This is a genomic window from Shewanella sp. MEBiC00475 (assembly GCF_005234075.1).
In the GTDB taxonomy this organism is placed as follows: domain Bacteria; phylum Pseudomonadota; class Gammaproteobacteria; order Enterobacterales; family Shewanellaceae; genus Shewanella; species Shewanella polaris.
This window is the reverse complement of record NZ_CP039928.1, coordinates 2,644,393-2,669,987: the sequence shown is the minus strand read 5'-3', so window position 1 is coordinate 2,669,987 and position 25,595 is coordinate 2,644,393. Positions and strand designations below refer to the sequence as shown.

24 protein-coding genes and 1 pseudogene are annotated in these 25,595 nt (G+C 39.7%); 15 read left to right on the top strand and 10 right to left on the bottom strand.

Annotated elements, in window-relative coordinates; translation table 11 throughout:
- Positions 1-8: 8 nt before the first annotated feature.
- Complete coding sequence (locus tag FCN25_RS11790; protein ID WP_137224986.1) at positions 9-311, bottom strand: helix-turn-helix transcriptional regulator; 303 nt, start codon at positions 309-311, stop codon at positions 9-11.
- A gap of 102 nt (positions 312-413) precedes the next feature.
- Here FCN25_RS11790 and FCN25_RS11785 point away from each other — a divergent pair, with 102 nt between their 5' ends.
- From FCN25_RS11785 to FCN25_RS11765, 5 genes and pseudogenes are all read left to right on the top strand, one after another.
- Positions 414-1,328, top strand: a complete 915-nt coding sequence (locus FCN25_RS11785) for a permease (RefSeq protein ID WP_137224984.1) — start codon at positions 414-416, stop codon at positions 1,326-1,328.
- Between the two features lie 99 nt (positions 1,329-1,427).
- Positions 1,428-2,518: pseudogene (locus FCN25_RS11780) on the top strand (GGDEF domain-containing protein); the annotation flags it as partial.
- Positions 2,519-2,536: 18 nt separating this feature from the next.
- Positions 2,537-3,409 (top strand): EAL domain-containing protein, encoded by an 873-nt coding sequence (locus FCN25_RS11775; protein WP_368074088.1) that lies wholly within the window; start codon positions 2,537-2,539, stop codon positions 3,407-3,409.
- A gap of 194 nt (positions 3,410-3,603) precedes the next feature.
- Positions 3,604-4,350, top strand: coding sequence for a sulfite exporter TauE/SafE family protein (locus tag FCN25_RS11770; protein WP_137224979.1), 747 nt, complete (start codon positions 3,604-3,606; stop codon positions 4,348-4,350).
- A 25-nt stretch (positions 4,351-4,375) separates the two neighbouring features.
- Entirely contained in the window at positions 4,376-5,005 is a 630-nt protein-coding gene (locus FCN25_RS11765) for a flavin reductase family protein (protein ID WP_137224977.1), read from the top strand.
- A gap of 261 nt (positions 5,006-5,266) precedes the next feature.
- On the opposite strand, the gene FCN25_RS11760 is transcribed toward FCN25_RS11765, so the two are convergent.
- Positions 5,267-6,802, bottom strand: a complete 1,536-nt coding sequence (locus FCN25_RS11760) for a peptidoglycan-binding protein (protein WP_217495307.1) — start codon at positions 6,800-6,802, stop codon at positions 5,267-5,269.
- Between the two features lie 782 nt (positions 6,803-7,584).
- Here FCN25_RS11760 and FCN25_RS11750 point away from each other — a divergent pair.
- Positions 7,585-8,574, top strand: a complete 990-nt coding sequence (locus tag FCN25_RS11750) for an aminoglycoside phosphotransferase family protein (protein ID WP_175405859.1) — start codon at positions 7,585-7,587, stop codon at positions 8,572-8,574.
- A gap of 174 nt (positions 8,575-8,748) precedes the next feature.
- On the opposite strand, the gene FCN25_RS11745 is transcribed toward FCN25_RS11750, so the two are convergent.
- Positions 8,749-9,267 carry a hypothetical protein gene (locus tag FCN25_RS11745; RefSeq protein WP_137224973.1) on the bottom strand — a complete coding sequence of 173 codons (519 nt, stop codon included), beginning with the start codon at positions 9,265-9,267 and terminating at the stop codon, positions 8,749-8,751.
- Positions 9,268-9,274: 7 nt separating this feature from the next.
- Positions 9,275-10,021, bottom strand: coding sequence for a transcriptional regulator (locus tag FCN25_RS11740; protein WP_368074067.1), 747 nt, complete (start codon positions 10,019-10,021; stop codon positions 9,275-9,277).
- Between the two features lie 510 nt (positions 10,022-10,531).
- Here FCN25_RS11740 and FCN25_RS11735 point away from each other — a divergent pair.
- A complete protein-coding gene (locus FCN25_RS11735; RefSeq protein ID WP_137224969.1) occupies positions 10,532-11,353 on the top strand; it encodes a cytochrome C in 822 nt (273 codons plus the stop codon).
- Between the two features lie 10 nt (positions 11,354-11,363).
- Positions 11,364-11,960 (top strand): hypothetical protein, encoded by a 597-nt coding sequence (locus tag FCN25_RS11730; RefSeq protein ID WP_137224967.1) that lies wholly within the window; start codon positions 11,364-11,366, stop codon positions 11,958-11,960.
- A gap of 198 nt (positions 11,961-12,158) precedes the next feature.
- Here FCN25_RS11730 and FCN25_RS11725 read toward each other — a convergent pair whose 3' ends face one another.
- The gene (locus FCN25_RS11725; RefSeq protein WP_137224965.1) at positions 12,159-14,252 is read right to left on the bottom strand and encodes a prolyl oligopeptidase family protein; all 2,094 of its coding nucleotides are present in this window, start codon (positions 14,250-14,252) and stop codon (positions 12,159-12,161) included.
- 286 nt (positions 14,253-14,538) lie between these two features.
- Between FCN25_RS11725 and FCN25_RS11720 the strand changes: the two genes are divergently transcribed.
- On the top strand, positions 14,539-16,044 hold the full coding sequence (locus FCN25_RS11720) for a BCCT family transporter (protein ID WP_137224963.1): 1,506 nt from the start codon (positions 14,539-14,541) through the stop codon (positions 16,042-16,044).
- Positions 16,045-16,120: 76 nt separating this feature from the next.
- Positions 16,121-16,399: a peptidylprolyl isomerase gene (locus FCN25_RS11715; protein WP_011639051.1), complete on the top strand. Its 279-nt coding sequence runs from the start codon at positions 16,121-16,123 to the stop codon at positions 16,397-16,399.
- 181 nt (positions 16,400-16,580) lie between these two features.
- Here the strand turns inward: FCN25_RS11715 and FCN25_RS11710 are convergent, their stop codons facing one another.
- On the bottom strand, positions 16,581-17,312 hold the full coding sequence (locus FCN25_RS11710) for an arginine N-succinyltransferase (RefSeq protein WP_137224962.1): 732 nt from the start codon (positions 17,310-17,312) through the stop codon (positions 16,581-16,583).
- Positions 17,313-17,558: 246 nt separating this feature from the next.
- On the opposite strand from FCN25_RS11710, the gene FCN25_RS11705 reads away from it, so the two are divergent.
- On the top strand, positions 17,559-19,136 hold the full coding sequence (locus FCN25_RS11705) for a S41 family peptidase (protein WP_137224960.1): 1,578 nt from the start codon (positions 17,559-17,561) through the stop codon (positions 19,134-19,136).
- On the top strand, positions 19,136-19,522 hold the full coding sequence (locus tag FCN25_RS11700; RefSeq protein WP_137224958.1) for a hypothetical protein: 387 nt from the start codon (positions 19,136-19,138) through the stop codon (positions 19,520-19,522). The genes FCN25_RS11705 and FCN25_RS11700 overlap by 1 nt, the downstream gene beginning before the upstream one ends.
- Positions 19,523-19,614: 92 nt before the next feature.
- Here FCN25_RS11700 and FCN25_RS11695 read toward each other — a convergent pair whose 3' ends face one another.
- Complete coding sequence (locus tag FCN25_RS11695) at positions 19,615-20,343, bottom strand: hypothetical protein (RefSeq protein WP_137224956.1); 729 nt, start codon at positions 20,341-20,343, stop codon at positions 19,615-19,617.
- A 169-nt stretch (positions 20,344-20,512) separates the two neighbouring features.
- Between FCN25_RS11695 and FCN25_RS11690 the strand changes: the two genes are divergently transcribed.
- On the top strand, positions 20,513-20,764 hold the full coding sequence (locus FCN25_RS11690; RefSeq protein WP_137224954.1) for a DUF2999 family protein: 252 nt from the start codon (positions 20,513-20,515) through the stop codon (positions 20,762-20,764).
- Between the two features lie 209 nt (positions 20,765-20,973).
- On the top strand, positions 20,974-21,873 hold the full coding sequence (locus tag FCN25_RS11685) for a DMT family transporter (RefSeq protein ID WP_137224952.1): 900 nt from the start codon (positions 20,974-20,976) through the stop codon (positions 21,871-21,873).
- Positions 21,874-22,048: 175 nt separating this feature from the next.
- Here FCN25_RS11685 and FCN25_RS11680 read toward each other — a convergent pair whose 3' ends face one another.
- Entirely contained in the window at positions 22,049-22,570 is a 522-nt protein-coding gene (locus FCN25_RS11680; RefSeq protein WP_137224950.1) for a DUF1993 family protein, read from the bottom strand.
- A 307-nt stretch (positions 22,571-22,877) separates the two neighbouring features.
- A complete protein-coding gene (locus FCN25_RS11675; protein WP_137224948.1) occupies positions 22,878-23,393 on the bottom strand; it encodes a hypothetical protein in 516 nt (171 codons plus the stop codon).
- A 347-nt stretch (positions 23,394-23,740) separates the two neighbouring features.
- Here FCN25_RS11675 and FCN25_RS11670 point away from each other — a divergent pair, with 347 nt between their 5' ends.
- Complete coding sequence (locus FCN25_RS11670; RefSeq protein ID WP_137224946.1) at positions 23,741-24,382, top strand: excalibur calcium-binding domain-containing protein; 642 nt, start codon at positions 23,741-23,743, stop codon at positions 24,380-24,382.
- A gap of 101 nt (positions 24,383-24,483) precedes the next feature.
- Here the strand turns inward: FCN25_RS11670 and FCN25_RS11665 are convergent, their stop codons facing one another.
- On the bottom strand, positions 24,484-25,539 hold the full coding sequence (locus FCN25_RS11665; protein ID WP_254693634.1) for an AraC family transcriptional regulator: 1,056 nt from the start codon (positions 25,537-25,539) through the stop codon (positions 24,484-24,486).
- Between the last annotated feature and the right edge of the window lie 56 nt (positions 25,540-25,595).

Below are 25,595 nucleotides of genomic sequence, written 5' to 3'. Positions count from 1 at the left end.
TATCCTAATCATGCTGTCGGGGTCTGCTCATCTGCACAACATTCATCTTGTAAAAAGCCAATCACGGTTTGCAAAGTATCATATTCGGCAATACAAAAAAGTGTTCTCCCTTCGCGGCGCTGAGAAATTAAACCAGCAGACACTAAACCAGATATATGATGAGATAATGTCGAGCCGGGTATTGCCAGCTTTTCTTGTAAGCCACCAACAGCAATACCTTGATACCCTGCACGTACTACCGACTTATAAATCAACAAGCGAGTCGGATGCCCTAGTTCTTTCAATGCCTTAGCAATCGCTTCAATATCCATAAAAACATCCCAATTAACTCTATATTTCGATATTACTAGAAATATCTTGATTAAGCCATCAAACACATTTATATTTCGGTAATTCTAGAAATATAGGTTTATATGATGATAACCAATAATATGCTACAAGAAACATTAAATATGTTTGTTTTTTTAACGTTAGAGTTAACTACGCTATTTCTGCTAATTAGTTATTTAGTCGGTGTTTTACAAATGTATATTCCGCCAGAGAGAATCCAATCAATACTCAGTGATAAACATGGAAAAGGCTATATTGTCGCCGGATTTTTAGGCGCGATCACGCCTTTTTGTTCTTGTTCAACAATCCCGTTTTTAAAAGGCTTATTAAGAGCAAAAGCAGGCTTTGGCACCATGATGGTATTTTTATTTGCTAGCCCTTTACTCAACCCGATTATTATTGGCTTATTTGCGGTGACCTTTGGTATTAGCGTAACGGTATTTTATTTTGTCTTGGCAATGGGAGTATCTATTATTGCAGGCTACAGTTTAGAAAAACTCGGCTTTGAGAAATATATTAAACCCGAAGCTTTCATCGTGCCTGCAACAAAATTTTGTAAAACATCATGTTGTGGTCAAACAGAGTCTGTCAGTAAGTGGACACAAATCTGGCAAACTACTTGGACAGACTTTAAAAAAGTGCTGCCTTATTTAATTGGCGGTATTGCTATTGGCTCGTTAATTTATGGTTTTATGCCCACTGAGTTAGTTATTCAATATGCCAATAAAGATAATCCATTTGCTATCCCCGTTGCGGCTGTTATTGGTATTCCTCTATATATACGTGCAGAGGCGGTTATTCCATTAAGTGCAGCATTAGCGTCTAAAGGCATGGGGCTTGGCGCTGTGATGACATTAATTATTGGCAGCGCGGGCGCCAGTTTAACCGAGGTTGTTTTACTTAAATCTATTTTTAAAAATACTTTAGTCACAACATTTCTTATCGTAATTTTGTACATGGCCATGTTGGCAGGCTATCTATATCAATTTTTGTTTTAAATTATTGCGTAGTGTCTCAAAACAAAGTGACCACCACTTAAAAAATACTATAAACGTAGTATTTTTGAGCATGGGAAGTATACTGATCATTATTCAATCATGCTGACGGTATACATGTTCATGACTGCACAAGCAGATCCGCAAATACTGAATGACCATCTAAAGTTATTATACCGTAGCGCAATCCCTGGCATTGCCGTTACCCTAGTAGCATCTGCTGGTCTAGCTTTTGGATTTGAAAATCATTCCGCAACTAATGATAAATTATTGTGGTGGTTGTGTTTATCTGGATTAATTTTATTACGTAGTGTTGATACTTTCTTTTGGTTGAAGCGAGCGAATAAAGATATATTAGGAAGTCAAAATGACTTATATCGTTATAGCGTCGGAGCAATACTCACAGCATGTTTTTGGGCATTTTATTGCTTATTTTTTTACACTAAATTAAGTATCGAAGAATTATTTTCTGCTTTGGTCATTGTGTCGGCCATGGCGGGCGGTGCAGCCACAATATTATCGGGCAATAAACTCGTATCACAAACATACACCTTATTGTTGTTGGCTCCCTTTTCAATTCAAATGATCGTTGGCGGAAATCCGGCCCATCAAATGTTAGGCTATTTAGGCCTCGCCTATGCCTTTGTTATGTTCTCAATAGCTAAGACTGCGGCTAATTTTACTGAACATTCTATTAAGCTACGGAATGAACATAATCAATTATTAAAAAGTATGGAACAACAGGTCATACAAAGAACTCACAAAATTATTGAGCTCAGCCAACATGATCCTCTAACCCATTTGTTAAATAGGCGCGCCTTTCTTGAGGCCGCCAATCATCAGTTTACACAAATAAAATACGATATTAAGTATGCTATTTTCTTCCTCGACTTAGACGGTTTTAAACTGGCTAATGATAACTTTGGCCATAATGCCGGTGATGAAGTTCTTATTGAGGTCGCAAAGCGAATTAAACAAGCTTGTCAGCATGATGAAATTATCTGCCGTTGGGGGGGGATGAATTTATTATCATGGCATATCAAACTTCACATTATCGCTTTGAAGAATTAGCCATCATTTTAAAAAAATGCATCAACGTACCAATTTTAACCTCTCAACATGTCATTGATATGGACTGCTCTATTGGAATAGCCATGTACCCTGAACACGGTCAATCAATATCAGATTTAATCAGTTTGGCAGACCAGTCCATGTACAGCCGTAAAGAGGGTGGCGCAGGCGATTATGTGATGTTTAGTAGCCAATTAAAACAAAAAATAAAATATGAAATACATTTAAGTAAAGGCATTGCCCAGGCCGTATCCGATAAACTGTTACACCTTGTTTTTCAACCGATTATTGAATCTAGCACAGGTAACATAGCCTGTGTCGAAGCATTGCTAAGATGGGATTTTGAAGGCGCATTAATTTCACCCGAGGTGTTCATTCCGTTGGCAGAAAAAAACGGTGCTATTAAAGAAATTGGCTATTGGGTAATAGAAGAGTCAATGCGTAAATTATCTGCATTACATGAGCTAAATCAGGGATTAAAAATATCCATTAATGTGTCGATAATTCAATTTGAAGACATCAATTTTGTTAATAAGGTACACAATATTGTCAGTCAACATAATATAAACCCAAGAGACGTTCATATTGAAATAACTGAATCACTCTTTTCAAAAGATAAGCTTAAATTAATTAACATGGTCAAAGGGCTACAAGCTTTGGGCTTTATGATTTCGATTGATGATTTTGGTACCGGTTATTCGTCATTATCGGTAATCCAAGATTTAGATATAAATTTCGTAAAAATTGATCGCTCATTCATCACCAACCTGCAAATTAATGGCATTGATATCGTTAAAGCGGTTATGGTGATGTCTCATGGCCTGGGCTACCAAGTAATCGCTGAAGGTGTTGAAAATCAACAACAAGCTACAACCTTAACGACGTTAGGAATCCATTATTTACAAGGATATTTATTTGATAAACCACTTGAGTTTGAGGTGTTAAAACAAAGACTGTTGAGCCGCCCAGATGAACAAGACTCACCCGCGTTGCTATCTTCAGCTAATTCTTAATTTCACCCCGCCACCAGCACTTAGTTTTCACTAATATAGTGACTTAACTTTCCTGTTAATTTACAGTCTGATTAGTCTCGGCAGTGCTGTCATTGCTGGCCCATTTACTTGTGATCAACCATCAATACACTATCTACTATAAATAATAAGCTATCAGCTAATCGTTAACTGAATAAGCATAATAGGGAGTCTCGGTGTTAACAGAACCATTATTTTGGTTAGTGGCTATTCCTGCAGTGCTAATTACTGGTATGTCTAAGTCGGGTTTTGCCGGTGGTGCTGGCGGATTAACAGTGCCGCTGTTGGCTCTGGCGATTAGTCCTGCTGCGGCCGCGGCAGTCATGTTACCTTTGCTTGTTTACATGGACTTTTTAAACGTAAAATCTTGGTGGAATAAACAAAGTAACAGCCAGTTATTGATTTTATTACCCTCGGCCATTGTCGGTATCATAGTGGCCTATCTGTTATTTGATCACCTTAATGAACAATATTTACGGGGTATTTTGGGGATAATATCATTTGGCTTTGGTTTATATGGACTAACTTTAGGTGAATGGTCACAACGTAAACCGTCACCTCTTATTGGTCGAATTTGTGGCACCATTGCCGGCTTTACCAGCTTTGTAGCACATGCCGGCGGACCACCATTAAATGCATATTTAATTCCATTACGTTTAGATAAAACTAAGTATCTAGGCACTGCGGTGATGTTTTTTGCAGTTGTTAATGCCGTAAAACTGATCCCTTACGCTATGCTGGGGCAAATTAACCTCAGTAATTTAACCGTATCAGCCATGCTCGCCCCTATCGCTTGGATAGGCGTTAGATTAGGGTTACGGATCCAAGATAAAGTTAACGACAGACAATTTAAAAAAATCATTCTTAGTTTAATGATAGTGGTTGGCTTACGTTTATTGTGGACCGCTTTTATATCTTCGTAATACCTTAAAAAAGGATCGTAATCCAATGAATAAAGATAATCGCTATTTTTATGAACCAAACAAAGGCCACGGTCTGCCACATAACCCGCTAAATGCCATAATTGGCCCGCGGCCTATCGGGTGGATTTCATCACGTAATGCCCAAGGTCAACGAAATCTTGCGCCTTACAGCTTTTTTAATTGCTTTAATTATGATCCACCAATCATAGGGTTTGCCAGCACAGGATGGAAAGACAGTGTCGCCAATATTGTTGAAACTGGCGAGTTTGTGTGGAACCTAACCACTCGCAGTTTAGCCGCACAAATGAATCAAACCTCGGCAGCATTACCCCGAGGTACAGATGAATTTGAATTTGCTGGCTTAACACCAATAGCGGGTAACATTGTTAACGCGGATCGAATTGCACAAAGCCCTGTCAACTTCGAATGTAAGCTATCTCAATGTATTCAACTGACAGCTGCTAATGGTGACAAAATAGATACTTGGTTAGTACTTGGCGAAGTAGTCGCTGTACACATTGAAAAGCATTTATTAAGTGATGAAGGTATTTATCAAACGGCATTAGCCGAACCAGTATTACGAGCTGGCGGTCCATCTGCTTATTATGGTATTTCAGACGAGTTACGTTTTGACTTAAATCGTCCTACGTTATAAACGTAAAATTAATAAGGCTGCCAATGGCAGCTTTAAATTTTCTTGTTTCAGGTCAGAATTCCAATACCAATAAAATTACGCAAACTGCTGATATAAAACTAGTTTTCATATACTTGTCTTATTTAGATTTGAATTTAACCAAATTTAGAAAATACTAAATTTAATATTTTTATATATACAAATTTGAGGTAATAAAAAAGCCCAAGTAACAGTCTGTCTAAGACTATTTTTTGGGCTTTATGTTAACGATTAGACCTTAAATTAAAGGTTAACGCCTAATGCTTTTACTGTTTCGATATTGATGTATTTATCGGTTGGTAAGTCATTATCACTTTGGAAAGCATTTACCGCTTTAATAGTATCAACACCCACTACACCGTCTATTTTACCTGGATTATAGCCTTTTGAAGCTAAAGCCTGTTGTAATTCGGTAATAGTTGAACGGGTCATGTTAGTTTCACATAAAATTGGACGCCATTCCATAAAGCCATCTTTATCAATACGACTAAGTGAAATGGTTTCAAACTCTGCAGGAATTTCAGTACGCATTTCTTTCGCGGCTGAAACCAACTTAGTCACATCCATGGTTTCATATTTAGCAGCTATATCCACTCGCTGAGTTGATGCAGGGCTTACTACTACACTACGGTTAACCGTTTCAAACTCTGCAGGTGTCGCGGTTAAACAGATTTTATTACCTGTGCGAGTGGCTTTAGGGTGTTCATCATTATGAACTTCATGCCATAAAAATTCCACATCGGCCACTTTTTGGGTAACTTGCACATTTTTATATTTAGCAGGAACCTGTGTGCGAACTTCCTTAGCTTCGCTAACTAATTCTTTAACTCGAATAGTTTTATATTCAGCGGGAATATCGACAGTGCGAGACGTGGCAGGCGACACTAAAACACGCTTAGTGAGGGTTTTATATGTGGCAGGCACTTCAACTAAACACATGATTTCGCCAGTCGCTTCATCAATTTTCTGGATAGGACCAACGCCTTTTTTCCAGATAGTATGAACTGGTACATCAACAACCTCTTCTGTCACTGTTTCATATTGAGCAGCAACTTGCTCCATACGTGTACTGGCTTCTTTAACTAAAACTCGCTTTTCTAACCAGCGGAATTCAGCTGGAATAGTTTCAACGACTTCATAAGCTTCAGCAACAAGCACTGACTCACCTTTTTGCTCATAACGTGCAGGTAGATAATGTTCATGGAAACACATACCAGCAGTGGCATTATTAAGGTTAATACCATGGTCTGCTGCCGCTTTTAGTAACTCAGCACTTGCTGGTGCACTGCCTTTACGTAAGTCAACTAACCATTGTGAACCAGCTTCACGAACTAACTTTTGCTCAGTAACAACGTCGTAAGTTGCAGGCACTGCTATCATATTAAAACTTGCGGGTTGCACTTCAATGGTTTCAGTTGTTTGCTGATACTGTGCTGGAATGATAGCAACTTTTTCGCTAGCTTCTTTTACCAGTACTGTTTCAGTGTAATGTTCATATGTTGGTTCTACCCATACACGTGCATAACATTCACCAAGCTTAGCATTAGGTGGTAGTAATTCACCTTCAGGGCTACTTTTGCCAATTAACACATCTTGAGCTTTCGCTTCACGCTCTGCGACGGCTTTTTCTCTTTCCAGTAAAGCACTGTTTCGTTGCTCTAATTCTTCTGCATTGTAAACAGAGACTTTAGCGGGTTGCGACAAGTTACTACATGCACTCAATAAAATAGCAGCAGAAAGTGTACTCAGTTTGAAAATGGTTGTCCTTGCAGTAGCCATGATTACTCCTGGATAAATTTGGCGAATTCGATAACAAATTTGTAAAACTTTGTTACATTTTGCGCACAGAGTACCGTCAATTTAATGACTATTCAATGATTGAGCTAAAAATAGCAATTTTAATATAAACAATAAGTTGAGTATTGCTCGGTTTTAACAAACATTACATAGGTCACATTTTTGACACTAATCATTCGTGATTAAAACCTATAAATGTTAAAAAAATGTTTTAAAACAGAAGGTAGGTTAATAATTAAAACAAGATGTGAACATTACTTTTATGTCAGTTCTAGTATCGTTATTACAAAAGAAATCCACCATAAATTATTTTTATAAAATTGTACAAAATTCACCCGGCGCAAATAAACTCACATATAAAATGAACATACTCTACTCATCCGTTAACAGGCTTAAGCTATACTAGCTTCCAGCATTTTCGCGATATCAATACTATGAATTTTTCTCGTTTATTCACCAGTGAATAGACTCCTTAACTTAATATATTGGAAAGTTCTAGGGCCTGCTGATCTTTACTGGTTAAATTTTATTCGAGATAAAAACGTTTTAATCGAGGCGAGTAGATTGCTGCCTAGCAATCTAAACAACTTTTACTTAATGAAGAGTGACTCAACAAAGATAAAAACGTTTTTAGTCGAACCCTTCGAGCAGCGTTTGTTGGATTCATACCTATCACTTACTACCAATAAAAATGAACAGATGCCCTAACTCAAACATACTCACAAACTTTGTTACTATTAAACCAAGATTATGACCACCACGAGATGCATTTGAATATTCCAGACAGTATTTTACAACGCGTAAAGCAAGTTATTGGGGCGACAACCTTAACTCATATTGAGTTAATCCAACCGTTATGGGGTGGTTATGGACAATTGTTTCGAGCCTATGTAACAGGTAAACCGTATTCATCTGTCATTGTAAAATACATCTGCCTACCTCAACCAGAATCACATCCTAAAGGTTGGAACACCCCACTGTCGCATCAACGTAAATTGCAGTCGTACCAAGTTGAAGTCAATTGGTATCAACACTATGCTAACGATCATAGTAAACACTCAATGAGCCCATTACCGCGATGTTTGCATGTTGAGCAACAAGCCAATGAAATACTATTAGTGTTGCAAGACTTGCAGACCATAGGTTTTACCCAAGTCAGAAAAACCGCCACACCTGCCACGGTATACGCTTGTTTAACCTGGTTGGGGCATTTTCACGCTCAATACATGCACACCACCCCAAAAGGGCTATGGCCAATTGGTACTTACTGGCACTTAGATACACGCCCAGACGAATTTGCTGCTCTACCCCACGGCCCACTCAAGTTGGCAGCCAGTCTAATAGACCAAACACTAAATCAATGCCACTACCAAACCTTGGTACATGGTGATGCAAAATTAGCTAACTTTTGTTTTAGCCCTAACGATCACGCTGCCGCGGTTGATTTTCAATATATTGGCCGAGGCTGTGGCATGAAAGATGTCGTAATGCTATTAAGCAGTGTGCTGGAATATAACGAGCCAGAAACCTTAATTAATGATTATCTCAATCATTATTTTATCACTCTAACGCAAGGATTGACGGAGTATCATCCACAAATATCACCCCAAGATGTTGAACAGCAATGGCGTGTATTATATTGCGTAGCCTGGGCCGACTTTCAGCGTTTTATAAAAGGATGGAGTGCTGAACATTGGAAGATAAATCCTTACACCGAAAAACTAACACAACAAGCCTTGGAACAACTTAGTTGAGGATAAATAGTCGTGCTTTAATCTTGCATTAGAACCACACTAAGCCATATTCAACACAATATGAGCGTAATTCCTACATAAGTAAATTTAGCTTAATAAGTATCTAACATAAAAAGGTCGATGCCATTCATCAACCTTAGTAACGCAACAAAGACACTCATTTAACCCACCAAATTAATGCACTAGACGACAACCACACACGGTATTGCTCGGTTGAAATAACACCACCGCATAATCTTTTGCTTCATCTCGCTTAAGCACTTGAAGTCTTAGTGAATGTAAGCCTTTTTCGTTCAGATTCAGGCTGCTTACATAAGACAAATAGGACAAATGTTCTGGTATATCTTGAGGATTACTCGATAGATATTCTTCTTTAGTGGTCACCGATATATCGTATATTTGATTATCTGTATCAATATCATCCACTGTTCCAGTCATTGATAATGTGCCAGCTAAATTACCTTCATAATCAAAATATCGATAGTTAATTTGCGCTTGTCCATCATTAGATACCAAATCAACTAATAAATAATGACGACGATCTTGCTCTGCCGTTTGGTGGTGAAACAGCTCAGAACTGCAACTGAGCATAAAACTTGGTACACGTATAGTGAGTCTATAAATAATTGCCACACTACTGAGTAGTAAGACTAAAATAATGATATTGACGACCCACAATCTGCTTCTAGACATAAGATAATTACTCCAACCGCTGATTTTTTTGGCCTGACTTTGCACTTATGGTGTCACAAATATTCACCTGTTTAAGCCAATCACGATTAACAAATTGTTTAGGTTGCCGTAAGTCACTGATTTTCAGATTACGGATAAGAGACTGACCTAAGAGTTCCCCTTGCATAGTAATATTCAACACTTGCTTGTCGTGAGACAGTGATAAAAATACCGACTGCCAACTGCTCACATCACAATCGGCAAAACTTTGTTGTATTTGTAGCCCTTGTTCAATAAGTAATTCATTGTTGGTTTTTGAGGGTGAAAATAGCAGTATCTCTACAGTCTTTCCCGATGACAATGTAACTGTGCTGGTACTCAACGGTTGAGTAGGCACGACATTAGGTTGCATTGCTTTCACAGCGACTACACTTGCAATGATCAACACTATTATCGTTATGATGATCAAGCCAGCATACCGACGGTTAATTGATGGTAATATGGTCTCAGTGACTTTTCGAGTGCGGTGATGCCTTAATAAGTAGCCTTGGCCTTTTACCGTTTCAATAAGTGATTCGTGTTGTGGGCCCAAAAAAGACCGTAATGTAAACACTGCTCGCGCTACCGAAGCGCCACTTAAATGTGATTTATCACCATAGCCAGATTCTAATAAGGGTTTAGCAACAACTTTCCCCTGATACTCAACTAATAAGCTCAGTACATGCAGTTCAGCCTTAGGAAGGTGCCAAACTTCACCATTGTCGAGATTAATCAAATCTCCTTTCTCTATATCAAACCTACAATGCCCCAATTGCATGTCAACGGCCCCAATACTCATCATCATTATATTTAAAGTATATGCAGAAAATCTTATGAAATCTGTGATCCTGATATCTTCAGGCTTTTATTCCTTACATTTTGTAAGGCGTAATGACTAACAATAGTGTAGTTGTGACTTAAGTCACACTATTTCATGATAATAATGTTAATAAATACACTGATAAATACGTATAAATCTTATAAATCATAAGATCCACCTCACACAAAAACTGTTTTTAGTATTTATAGACTCTATTCCTATGCCGTATATACCCAGCCAATTTAGCTATTTTTAAAGAACAGTTTTATCTGTTGTAAATCACACTTTTAATCTCCTCATTTATTATCGTTAAGTCATCGAGTTGCTAGTGCTTTTATCTAGCAGCGAATACCAAAGCAAGCCTAGCCAACAAGAGCATGAGCGCTTGAATACTAAAATAATGATGACACAAAGAGGGTAATGACCATGAGCATGAATAGACGTCAAGCATTGACACAAATTATTGGATTAAGCACCGCTGCGGCGGGGGCTACACTATTAGGTACATCAGCATTTGCTGCTACAGATGCAGATGGTAACTATCGCTTAGAATTAGGAGAAGCACTTAAATATGTGCCACTAGATGCAATGGCAACCGCTAAGCTAGCTTATGAAACAGGCGGCGGATGTATGCACCAAGTGTTCCATGCCATTATCACAATGCTTGCAGCATCTAGCAGTGCTGATGCCAGCAAGTTTGCTAGTATTCCAACAGCATTAGCAGGTTATGGTTGGGCAGGTGTTGTTGGACAAGGGACTTTATGTGGCAACCTTAATGCCGCAGGTATGTTAATTAACATTCTTGATGATATTAATGGCCAAAACAGTGCCATTATTGGTGCCTCATTCCGCTACTATGAAAGCACAGATTTACCTTTGTCTTCAGCTGAATTTGTTGCAGGGATTGGTTCCACTGATGAGAAATCATTAGAAGTAGGCGCAACCTCAATTGCCAACAGCCCATTATGTCACTCTTCAATTAGTAATTGGTCTGCGGCATCAGGTAAAGTATTTGCACTTAAAGGTGAACGTTGTAAACGCCTATCTGCCAGTATTACTCTTAAAATTGTTGAATTGTTAAACCGCGCGTATGCCGGTGAAGACATTTCTATATTACCTGAAGCTAAACCATCAGCTGAAGCACAAGCATGTCAATCATGTCATGGTGTAAGCTCAACTATGGGTTCTGCAGCCAGTGTTAAAAGCGATATGGAATGTACCACTTGCCATACTGGACACTTCAATTAAGGAGCGCGTGATGAAACTTAAATATCTTAGCGCCATATTAGCCAGCTCATTGCTAATGTTTGGCTGTAGTAGTGACGATGATGATGACGTTGTCACAGATCCAGTAGTTGTTACTGATCCTGTTGTTACTGATCCTGTTGTTACTGATCCTGTTGTTACTGATCCTGTTGTTACAGACCCTGTAGTGGTAACTGACACGGTTAAAATTGATGAAGCGAGCAGCGTGGTAGTGTCACTAGACTCATTTGATGCCGTAACAGGAGCCTTGTCATTCACCCTAGCTAATACTGAAGGTAAAGCGCTCACAGATGCAGCCAATTACAGTATTGTCTATTTCGGCTTTCCCGACCCTGCCTCACCATCTGTAAAACCTAAGGCTTGGAAACGCTGGCATGTCACTCAAAGCTATGTGTGCGATAGTGCAACTACAGATGAATGCACAGGGACATTATCAGCCACTGATACCGAAGGAGCATATACTTTTAATGTGAGTGATCTCGACTTACAAAGTAAAGCGTCAGATGATGCTGATATGATTTACAAAGTCGCGGTTCAAATTAATGGCACGCTTGCGAGTAATGAAATTGAGTTAGTTGACGCAAATTAATTGTCATCCAGCCTCCCCCCGGCTAATGACGACAAGAGATACTTTGTGCTCATTAACTTAGTACGATTTGCCGCAGTTTCATACTGCGGCTCTTTTTTAAGACTAAAAACACAACGTATTTGTTAATGATTGTGTGGAAATACAAAAAAGGGTTTCAGCACTGCTGAAACCCTTTTTATTCATCAGTCAAAACAATGTTTAACGAAGTTGCTGCATTAAATATGCGTACGCCATCGAACTTAACTCGGCTGCTTGGGTATTATCTGCCGCACCCGCATGACCACCTTCAATGTTTTCGTAATACAACACATCAATACCCATATCTTCCATTTTAGCGACCATTTTACGCGCGTGCCCAGGGTGAACTCGGTCATCACGCGTTGAGGTAGTAAAGAACACTTTAGGGTAGTTAACCCCTGATTTTAAATTATGATACGGAGAGTAAGTTTTAATGTATGCCCATTCTTCTGCTATATCAGGATTACCGTATTCACCCATCCAACTGGCACCGGCTAATAACTTATTGTAGCGCTTCATGTCTAACAACGGCACTTGGCACACTACGGCGTTATATAACTCAGGCCGACGAGTAAATGCAGCGCCCATTAATAAACCACCGTTACTACCACCTTGAATACCAAGATGCTTACTTGAAGTAATTTTACGGGCAATTAAGTCTTCTGCGATGGCTTCAAAGTCTTCATACGCTTTATGACGATGTTGCTTTAACGCTGCTTGATGCCAAGCAGGGCCATATTCGCCACCACCACGAATGTTCGCAAGTACATAAACACCGCCCTGCTCTAACCAGTTTTTACCAATAGTGGCCGAATAGGCTGGCAAAAGAGAAATTTCAAAACCGCCATAACCGTAGAGTAATGTAGGGTTGCTGCTATCAAGTTTGATATCTTTAGCCATTACCACAAAATAAGGCACTTTAGTGCCATCTTTCGATTTAACAAAATACTGTTGAGTAATAAATTTATCGGCTGAAAATTGCTGCGGCATCGCTTTAATTTTATCGGCTTTTAGACTTGCGCCATTTAAGCGATATAAACTGGCTGGTTCTAAAAAACTGGTGTAATTAACAAAAAAATCATCACTATCACGCTCAACATCAAACACACTTAAAGTGCCATTGGCTTCAAATGGTACTGGTTTACTTTGCCACTCACCTTTGTCGTTTTGCATGTAACGTACAAGTTTACTTTTTACATCATCAAGCCAGGTCACAAAAATAGCATTCTGGCTAAATGAAACTTGCGAAATAGAGGCATGCGTCGTTGGCGATACCAACTCACTAAACTCTGGCTTTTGCGCAATCAGTTTATCAACTGGGGTATAGACTATGGCACCTTGCTTAAAAGTACCTTTTGGGGTGACTAAATCACTTTTTAGCTCAATATATAACTGACCTTTAAAATAACCTTTTAACTCGGCATCTTTGGGAATAGGTAGCAACACTAACTTACTATCTTGATAAACATAATGTTTAGCAGTGTAAAAAGTTAAACTTTCTGTAACGATATTCAACGGAGTTTTATCATCAAACATCACGTAGCCAGACACTGCAACAGACGCTTTATCGCCTCTAAACACTAATTTGGCTGCAGACAAAGGTGTGCCACGTTTCCACAATTTAACCACACTCGGATAACCTGAATCTGTCATGCTTTGCGCATCACCAAAATCAGTGCCTACAAACACAGTATCTTTATCAATCCAGCTTAGCATTGACTTAGCCTCAGCTAACAGAAATGGTTGTTGAGTGTTGCCAACAAAAGTATTAGTCGTTAAATCAAATTCGCGTACTTCAGCCGCATCAGCACCACCGCGAGATAAGGACACAAAGCAACGCTCATTTTGTGGATACTGGCAGTTCATGCCTTTATAAACCCAGTTAACGCCTTCGGCTTTTCCAAGGGCATCGATATCAAGCACTGTTTCCCATTCAGGTTCGGCCTTAGCGTATTCCGCTAACGTGGTACGACGATAAATGCCACGTTCGTGGGTCTCGTCCTTCCAGAAGTTATACAAAAAATCGCCAATACGGGAGGCGTACGGAATACGTGCTTTATCATTTAGAATATCTAGACTATTTGACACCAGATGATCAAACCCTGGATAAGCCTTAATGTGAGCCGCAGACAATGCATTTTGCTGCTTAACCCATTCCATAGGCTTGACGCCTTCGACATCTTCTAACCAAATAAATTTATCTTCTTCTGCATGAACAGGTACTGCCATAGTCATCGCACTCGCTATACATAAAGGTATGATTCGCTTAAGCATTAAAATTCCCTTTTCGTTATTTGCTCGCGGTATTTTATAAACTTGCTAATACTGTAATCTATTTACTGCCCAATTGACTAATGATCGAGTTACTTAGTAACACTTCAGTTTTTTTAGGTGAGCAATACGATTGATAATCATACTATTTCACCAAATAATAATCATCGCGACCCTAGCTTCTATGCATTTCTGCCTTCAAAAACCTGCAGTGACACAAATCTCAGTACTGTTATCTAACGCCAAAGTGCGGCATAGTAAACGCTTCTATTCAGTAGCCTAAATATCCATGCTAAATACCCTGACTAATACTTTATCAATGCGTAAAACTAAGTTGCAGCGCTGGATTAAACCTCAATATGGTTTTTACTTTCCGGTGGTAATAATTGCGACGTTATTATTGATGTTTCCCTATAACACCTTAGCTATTTTCAGTGCGTTTACTCAATTCTTTTTGCAACACTTTGGTTCGCAGTTTATTCAGTTTTCAAGTTTATTATTGGTGCTGGCAACCGTCATTAGTGTCAGCCCTCTTGGGCGAATTCGCTTAGGCGGCGAACAAGCAAAAACTGAGTTTAGCTTTATCAGTTGGATGGCAATGCTATTTACGGCGGGCATGGGATCTGGATTGATTTTTTGGGGTGTTGCAGAACCCGTATATCATTTTGTTAATCCACCTGAATTTTTAAAACAAAATTTCTCCTCAATATCGGGTTCGTTAGCTATTACTTACTTTCATTGGGGGCTAAATGCTTGGGCCATTTATGCCATGGCCGGATTAGTTATGGCATGGTTTGCCTATAACAAACAACGCAGTTTACGAGTCAGTGCCAGTTTTAGTGCAGATAAACCTAAGTGGCTTAATATTCTTGATTTAATGGCGGTTATTGCCATTGTATTTGGTATTGCAGGCACCTTTGCTAACACTATCGCCTTAATCCAGACTGGTGTGGTGCAGTCACTTGGGTTCGACATTGGCTCGATTTATTTTCGCATAGGAATGATTTTAATTATCGCAGCCTTATTTACACTTTCTTCCTTAGCGGGATTGAATCGTGGCATTAAACACTTAAGCCAATTTAATTCGTTATTTATGATCGCACTACTCATCGCGGTGATAGCACTGGTTGATCCTATTCAAACCTTAACGTTAATCTTTGACTCGACCGTGACTTACGTTGAACTATTACCGAAAATGTCATTTGGTATGGGAAAACCAGAACAATGGAGCCAAGGTTGGACGGTAATCTACTTAGTATGGTGGATTGCTTGGGCGCCATTTGTGGGGCCTTTTATTGCTAGGATCAGCAAAGGTAGAACCATTAGACAATTTTTAAGTTGCACCATTTTGCTGCCAACGTTGACCTCAATTATCTGGTTTTCGGGTTTTGCTGGTAGCGTGCTAACTCAACCTTATGCACAACGAGTGATGGATGCGGTGAACCAGCAATATACTTTGGGATTATTTAGTTTCTTTGATCAATTACCCATGGGCAGTTGGCTATCTGGCGCAGCATTGTTGCTATTAGTCACCTTTTTAATCACCAGCGCCGACTCTTCAATTTACATTGCTGGTTTACTCACGGGCAGCGAAAGTCGTAACTCAAAACTGCTATGGAGCATTATTCTTATTGCCATCACCATCGCACTTGTGAGTATTAACGATGTAAATCTTAATAAACAAATTGCTATTGTTGGCGCAATCCCCTTTACCCTAGTGCTTTGTTTTCAATTAATTTTTTGGATCAAGGATTTATTGCAAAACCCAGCCCCTAAAAGAGTTAATAATAACTAAATAGCAACTATTACCAATTTTGTTGGCGAAGCAGGTATAATAATTGGCTAATCACAGTGAGACAAAGACTTACATCATGGCCAAAACCGCAGCAGCATTACACATATTAGTGAAACACCAGACTCAAGCTGAAGACATCATCAAGCAGCTTAATAACGGCGCAAAATTTGATGTGTTAGCTAAAAAGCACTCTAGTTGCCCGTCTGCCAAAAGTGGTGGTAATTTAGGTGAATTCAAAAAAGGCCAAATGGTGCCACCATTCGACAAAGTCTGTTTCAATGGCGAGTTAATTACCCCGCATTTAGTCAAAACCAAATTTGGCTGGCATGTGGTAAAAGTGCTCTACCGCACTTAACATCAATCGAACGTAGAAGACGTTTTGCTTGAATACGTATTGTTTGAATTAAGTGTTACTCGGAGTAAGTTGAACCTAAACCAGTTGTCGTTACGATGAGCCAAACTTAGACGTAATAGCACAAGAATAACCCTGTGGTGAGTTGAAGATGGGCTTAATATCAAGCCCACTGTTTAAAGATTTATTCTCGTAATTTAATAGACAGCTCGCCATCACGAATTTGAATATCATCCACACCGTCAGCAAACGCATTCCAAAAGCCTCGATCGCCAAACTCACCGACCAAATTGACATTTTTCATGTTTCCTAGCCATGCATTTGGGATCGGCACGCCCATTAAACTCACCCCCACTAGCGCGACAACGGGACGACGATTAGCGTCTAAATGAATATCAAGCCCGGTATTAACTCGTAAAATCTCCCCAGCCATGAAGGGGAAATCCTCTGGTATAGGGATCAACATTTTAGCGCTGGCTAAATTATTAGAAAAATCAATTGCGACACGTTGAGCAAAATCAGGGTTGCGACCTATCATCGAATTCACTTCTTTCTCACTAAAGGTCACTTGCCGATCAGCATCAAATTCACGATACGCTTCTGGGGTTAAATCATCACCGGCGACATTAGCATGATCAGCATTGCCAGAACCATCACGACCACTTGATGCTGCTATCCTAGAGCGTGGTTCAACTTGCCAGCCCAACTGAGACAGTTTTTGATCCAATTTTTGCTCTTCTTTAGCATTTAAGCTGACCGGAGTAAGCGGTGACGGGAAGATATAAGTGCGGATAATAAAAAAAGTTAATCCCACAGTTACCAGCATGGTTGCTAAAATAATCAACAACAGTTTGACCCCAGATGCACCACCCTGCAGACGATGCGGCGTGGAGAGATTATTTAATGAAGCTAGCATTGGCTGCCCTTTTTATTTTATGTTTATTCATCATGGTAATGTCCTCATGGGTAAAACAGCAAATATAAACGTAAAGACATAACCGATGATGTTCTATTTCATGGCAATGAAGTTCTAAATATTAACATGAGAAAATATTCACATTTGGTTAAAAATTGAGTTACAAATTGAGTCAATTGTAATAAAGTTGTCAATCAAAAGTACATAAACCAACCCGTTTATTTAGAGTAAAATAAAGGATTATTAATGCAGTTACTCTCAAGCAGTATCTTAACTCCATTCATTATTGGCGCTAGCCTATTGTTAACGGCCTGCAGTGGCGGTGGTTCATCGGATAGCACCAGTTCATCAGATCCAGATGATAGCTCTAGCTCACCTCAATGGGTTGCCGGCCAATTTGCTAGCTACTCGACCTTAGCCGAACAATGCAGTGTGCCATTAACCCAACAGCTATGGTTACGATCATGGAGCAATGATACTTACCTTTGGTACGACGAAATTATTGATCGCGATCCTGCACCATATAGTGTGGCAGAATATTTTGAATTACTTAAAACGGATGAGCTATCTGACACTGGTAACCTCAAAGACAACTTCCATTTCTCAATGTCGACAGAAGAATGGGAATCACTTAATGGCTCAGGCGCCTCAGTTGGCTATGGCATGAGTTTAAGTTTACGAAATGCTTCTAGCGGTGTAACAAGACTAGTGACTGTGGCATATAACGAACCAAATACGCCAGCCAGTGATGCTAATGTTAGTCGTGGAGCCATTATTATTGCTGTTGATGGTGTTAGCGTAGAAGATGCCAATGACACTGACAGTATTGCAATCTTAAATGCGGGGTTATTCCCAAGTATCAGTGGCAAGCAAACCGAGTTTATTGTTCGTGATTTGGATAGCCAAACTGACCGTACCGTAACGCTAACAGCAGACACTGTCGTGTCAACGCCAGTACAAAATACCAGAACTATTGACACAGCTAACGGTAAAGTAGGTTATTTGCAATTTAACTCACACATAGCTACCGCGGAAAAAGGGTTATACGATGCCATCACGACACTCAGCAACGCACAAGTTGACGATTTAGTATTAGATATTCGTTATAACGGCGGTGGTTTATTAGCCCTTGCCAGTCAATTGGGTTACATGATTGCTGGTGACGAAGCCACAAATAACCACATATTTGAACGTACCAGCTTTAACGACAAATACTCGACAATTAATCCGGTTACGGGTGAGGCATTAACGCCGATGCCGTTTTACCCTGAATCAATCGGATTTAATACTTCATTACTGCGCAGCGGGTTATCACTGCCTACATTAAATCTTAAACGCGTATTTGTGCTAACCACTCCAGGTACTTGTTCTGCCAGTGAAGCCTTAATGAATGCCCTTCGCGGTATTGATATTGAGGTCATTCAACTTGGCGATACGACTTGCGGTAAACCTTACGGTTTTTATCCTACAGATAACTGCAATACTACGTACTTTACCATTCAGTTTAAAGGCGTAAACGACAAAGGCTTTGGTGAATATTCTGACGGATTTGTGCCTTCGACTAATCCAACAGTCGACAGCGAGGTTCCAGGTTGTGTGCTAGCAGACGACTTTGAACACGCATTAGGCGATACCAACGAAAGATTATTAAGTGCAGCATTATTTTATCGCGACAATAACAGCTGCCCGGCGACGGCAACCGCCGTAGCGCGCGCACCAGCACGCAACACCTTTGTTGACCCAGGCTTTATGTTACAAGATATACGTAATCAAAATGTGTTAAAAAACAACCGTATTCTAACGCCATCGGCTTTGGAGCAATAATGCTTAAACGGTTAATGGGAGTCATAAGCATATTGACTATAGCGGGCTGTGTTGCCACCGAAAGTGAGGCACAAGCTCCATTGCAAGCTGCAACGCTAACAAACCCGAATAGTCAAACCCATGCTGAATTACAACAAGCAATAGCCAGCTTGCTCAGTGCCAGCGGTGTCATCATTGCCGACAACGCTTTTACTCAATACAGCCAAGAGGTCATTGAACGTGCACCGCACAAAGATGCTAATGGCTTATTGATCATGGGGCGCAGTACCGAGATGCCTGATGCAATACAGATGTTAAAACAAGGCGACAACTGCCTGTTGCGCCATGTACAAAGCGGCAACACCACAACCTTATTGCAAACACGCTGTAAGGTTGAAAAACAATAGTTAACAGCGAATAAACACAATTAAAAAGGCCAGAACACATCGCAATATGTGCTCTGGCCTTTTTCGTTAACATGATGGTTTACAACGCACCTTTAGCCCGCAACACGATAAAGCCACATGCCACCTTGATACAACAAACAAACCCCTACACCCATAGTAAATAAATAGGCATACATAAAACCAATTGCACCAGCAGAACTATCATCATCAGAACGAATTATCACACCACTACTGAGATATAAAATAAACACATTGAGAAAAGTACTTAACACAAAATAATCCGCCATCGCGGGAAGCGCGCCACCAATAAAGCTTAATATAAGTAGCAACACCCCACTAAGCTCTTCCTTTGGCGTAAATTTTTTCTCTAATACGCGGACGAATATCAACACTAACATCGCGGCTAAATAATAAAATGACATTAACAACGCAGAATAAATCCCTTTTGGCGATGTGATTATGTCAAAGATTGATACAACCGATGTAGAACTTGAAAAAGCGTCAGCCACAAGATAACCAAAACCAACCAATATGAACCATGAAACCGTTAATGAAGTTAAAGCACCAAGAGCAATGGGGGGATTAGCCTTATGATTAATCATTTTGGCCAACACAATACCAACGAGAGCCACCCCAATCAACAAGCCTAACGCAGACCAATATTGGTCTGTGTAAAATAAAGACAAGCTAGGAGGAAGTACAAGAAATGATTGATAAAATTCGTTATATTTAGTGGTAACAGCAATATTTTTGAAAAAAGCGAAATACACAATTATCAGCTGCAAAATAATAAGAACAATGCAAAGGGTGACAATATCCATATAAAAATCCGGGTAAATTAACCAAACATACAGCAATGCACTATATCGAGATGCGTACAAACATCAATGGCTTAAATTCAGAGAGTAACTACGACAGCCATCTTGCACCATAGAGTGCAAAACGTGATAAAATATTGCGTTTCTCACATCAACCATACAAGGTAACGTAATGAATCCTATTCTTGCCATCTTCAAAGAACACAATATCAGTGACGTACAAATTAATGAGCTGTTCCAGACGTTAACTGAAAACCCATTTGCAGCAATGGCGACGATTGGTCAATTAGGCATTCCTGCGGATAAATTACAAGAGTTGATGGGCATGGCGATGCAAAACCCTGCCTTAATCAAAGAAGCTGTTGTAGAACTTGGCTTAGATTTTTCAAAAGTTGAAGCAGCAAAAGCCCAGTTACAACCATAGTTACAACCATAATTACAATTATGATAAAAAGTGTTACTACGAAAATAAGACGACATTATTGAATAATACACGCACAAAAACGGCCAGCGTCTTAAAAGACACTGGCCGTTTTAATCTATCTACCAACTATCGTTATTGATTATTTTCAAAAATTGCATTTATCTTTAAATGAAGACAATAAATGTAATAGGTAGAACGCTAAGGTTTTTATGAATATTTTACTTGCCATGATCCCTGCATTTTTTTGGGGTACCACTTATGCGATGACTCAGCTAACCTTGCCTGAGTGGCCAGCATTGTTACTCGGTGCTATTCGTGCGCTGCCTGCAGGGCTGATTTTACTGGCAATTAAACCTAGCCTACCGAATAAAGCTGACTGGTCGATTTTGATTAAGCTCGGCACCATTAACATTGCCATATTTTTCAGTTTAATTTTTATCATGGCACTAACGCTACCGTCTGCTATTTCTGGAATAGGGATGATTTCAGTGCCAGTTTTCGCGATGTTATTTCATTGGATAGTCAGTAAAAAACGCCCCAACCTGCTACAAGCACTTTCTGGAGTGATATTAATTGGTTTAGCTTGGATGCTGTTTGACCCAAGATCCATCAGCTTAAATCCCATTGGATTAGTCGCAATGCTTGCTGCAATCAGTTGCATTATTATCGGTAGCACAATGACTAAAGCGTTAGGTTCACGCATTCATTGGTGGACGATACTCACTTGGCAATTGATTATCGGCGGCATATTACTATTCGTTTTTTCTGGAGTTCAGGCACTATTTTCACCGGAACAATATATCAATGTTGTCAGCCAATTTAGTCTGACTAATGGTTTCGGCATTAGCTGGATAATCTTGCTCAACACTGTACTGGGTTACAGTATGTATGTGTGGTTACTGCAACGTATGTCAGTAGTCGACTTCACTTTTGGCGGCATTGCCAACCCGATAGCGGGCATAGTCTGCGGCCTAGTATTAATGGGGGAATCATATACTCCAAATCAATATTTATTGATGAGCGGAATGATTTTAGCCTCTATCGCGCCAACATTAATTCAGTTGTTACGCCAAAGAATTATCACATCGAATGCCGTTAAGATTAAATAAAAAAGTGGTTATTCAGCAGAATCATAGACAATGAAATAAAACAACAATGCCCAAAAGCTAACGTAAAAAGCAGGTCAATATATTGCTTAAACGGTGGCTTCTGGGCACAGATATAAAAGGATAAAAACGCTATATAAGCTTATTTATCCTCAATAGCCGCTAATGGGTATCTTTGTTAAATCACCGGGACTTTATAAGGCATCGCGCCTAAGTAGTCTTTTTTGCCCACTTCAACACCGTTGTGGCGTAATATCGCGTAGGCCGTAGTGATATGAAAATAGAGATTAGGAATGGCATGCTCAATAGCAAATTCATAACCTGTTAAGTATTTACCTGCCCAACGAGGTTGTGACACATGGATAGTGGCAGCATGAGCGAAGTCGGCCTCGCTAAAACCATTAAGATACTCAATGACTGAAGCAATGCGTTGGCGCAACTCTTCAAGCGTCATTTCAGTGTCATCATGCTTAGGCATAGTGTCTAGCTGACCTGTTAATCTGGCAACACCGACTTTAGCCGTGTCACAGGCGATCTGGATCTGACGAATAAGATTAAATTGATCTGCCGCTAAGCGAGAGTTCAGCAATACAGCCATGTCGACCTTTTTAAAAGCGGCAAATGCCTCGGCCTTATCAAGAATATTATTTAAATTATTCAGCATCTTGCTGAATTGCACTACAGTTAAATCGTACAGCATGGCAAAGTCCTCAATGAGAGCTGCAAATTAGCAGCGCTTAGATAGTTAGTGATAACGCACAAAATGACAACTTAATTGGCACTATTTAAGCCTCGTTAGACCATTAAACCCTGCCCAGAGACTTTTGCCAACAAAACTACAACGGGGCAAACTCAACAACACACTTAGCAAATAATTACAGGCCATCATATTGTTGATATTTATCAGGTCATATTTTTTCAAGATGTAACTTACTGGCCTCAAATATGACAGTAAAAAGGCTGTCATAATTCATATCTCGACCGATTTATACTCAACATTTTCGCGATTAAAGCAAGGCTCTTAACTTATTTAATGCATCAACAGAGAAGCCTTGGTCATAAAAGTAAATTACTTTACCTTGGGCATTTATGAGCACAACTCGAGAATTATTGGGATTTTGATTGCCGGTAAAAGCTTGTACTTGTTCGCCATCTTGGTAGACAGTAACAACGCCTTTCCAAAGTGGTTTAGGTATGCCTGCACGCATGCCATTATTAATCAAGGTACTAAACATTCTAGGAAACAATCCCTGTATTGTCGGCACCTCATAAACCGCTACTTGAGTTTGGGTCATATCTAAACCAATCAACCAGCGATCAATATCAAACTGTGAATCTTGCTTGTAACCAATCAATAATAGCGCCATTTCTCCTTTTAAGTCATCAGGCAAGGTCATAGACTCTTTTTCAAGAGTTTGGCCAGACACAGACGGAAAAACTTGTCCCGTAATAGCCTGATTAGGATAACTGGTACTGCAAGCACTCAGCAGCAATAAGCTGGTAATCATTATTAAAAAACGCATGGTTAAGTCCTTTTGATAAATAGTCGATCTCTTTATACGTAGCCAAGTTGCTAAAGGATTTTTTATAGCAATAACTTATCGCTTTATTTTCAGGTTCAAATAAACAGCTGACATAATGGCCTAATTAAGTACGCCTATATCACCCTAAAAACTGGCTTTGAGTTTGGCCGATATAGACTCACTAGGCTTACTTAATTGAGTTAATCGTTAGCCAATTTTTATCATCCTACTTATGGTTAACTTAATCAAATAACTAGCTTAAATACTGCAAAAATAGTTATTATAGAGCCGATTTATGAAGCATGATTTTTATTCACCATAATTACCATCAAGGAAAAAATATCGCCATGGAAAGAGGCACCTTAGTCCGCTGGAACAATGATAAAGGTTTTGGTTTTATCAAACCAGAAACCGGCAATAATCAAGATGTGTTTATTCATATTTCAACCCTAAAACACATGGCAAGAAAGCCCATTGTTGGCGATGAGATACTGTTTCATCGCGAGAACCAGCCCGATGGCAAAGTCAAAGCCGTAAAAGCCAGCATTGAAGGTGTCGCCGTTATTGCTAATCGTCAACACTCATCAACAAATAACACCACTAGCTCCCCGCATAGACGCAGCCAAAGATATAATAATCATAGCACCAGCAGCCCAATACTCGGCCGTTTACTCATGTTGATAATCCTGCTTGGGGTTGGTATTTTCGGTTATAAACAATATGAGAAAATGACCACTGCCCCGATACAGCAACCCGAGACGACTCGAGAAGTCTTTCGGGAAACCGAGCAAGATGTGCAATATACACCAGTTTGGCGAACCAAAGAGCCTGATTCAACACAGCAGAACTTTCGTTGTGAAGCAGGTAAAATACACTGCAGCCAAATGCGCTCATATGAAGAAGCAACCTTTTATAACCGTAACTGCCCTGGCACAAAAATGGACGGTGATCATGACGGAATTCCGTGCGAAATGCAGTTCAATAAATAAATATTAAAGAATGGAGTCATTGAAAACAGATTCTGGTTTAACAGCCGCTTGTTCTAAATTATTGGTATAAGTCTTTAGACTTCTAGGCCTAAGGCTTGAGGTTATCGCGAGCCTTTACCTATATTACACCAGTGGCTATAACTGTTTTTTTCTTGTTTACGATACTGGCTTGGGGTCATATTTTTACAGCGCTTAAAGCTATGGCTAAAATTAGCCCCATCACTAAAGCCTAAGCGCTGCGCAATTTCATCAAGTTGCATCGGCGTTAATAATAGCGCTTCTGCAATACCAAAACGTACATCGTCACGCACTTGGCGCCAACTGGTTTGTTCTAGTTTTAGTTGGCGATGCAAGGTGCGAGTCGTGCGAGCTAAATGATGTGCTATATCTTCCATTGATGCTGTTAAACCTAAATGTACTAAGGTGTCTTTTACTAACTTAGCGTTAGGTTTCCAATTTTGCTTTTGTTGCAGTAGCTGGTTGCATTGCGCTTCACATAGTCTGGCGGTGGCTTCATTGGCTTTTATTAAAGGCAAATCTAATAGCGGGGTTAATCCAGAAAAGCCGTTATAGCTGGCATTGAATTGGATCTCAGCACCAAGCTTTTGTTTTATATCCTCGATTAACAAACCTGCTGGCTGAGGCGACGTAAACTGCAATTTTATCGGCAAGTTGTTACTGTCAAAAACTTCTCGTTGGATCATGGCAGCGCCCAACATGTCTCTGACTAATACCAGTTCGCCTAACTCTCCGGGAATGTCGCATGCAAACCTTAAGGATAAATCATCTTTACGCTCAGTGAGTGTTATTTGCGAAAAAACATAGGTTAAATCTAAATAACGAAGTCCTAGCTCAAGCGCCTTTCTCACTGTGCTACTCGCCAGTAGGGCATAGCCCATGATGCCATAACTGGTCAGGTGATAACGGCAACCTAATTCCATACCGACCTTGAATGGGCATGCAGTATTCAGCATTAGGTTATTTAATATCTGTAATTCTTGTTTCTCTTCAACCTGTTGCTCGTGATCGGCTAATTGGCTACTCGCCAATCCTGACCCTTGCAGCAAAACATCTTCGATAATACCTTGCTCAATGCCATAGGAAACAATAATTTGCACACTGCTAATACTGCGAAATGTCATTACTACGGCTGCCATGTCTTAAAATCACAAATATACGTCTATTTAGCGCGTAGATCAATCAAGCCTTATTT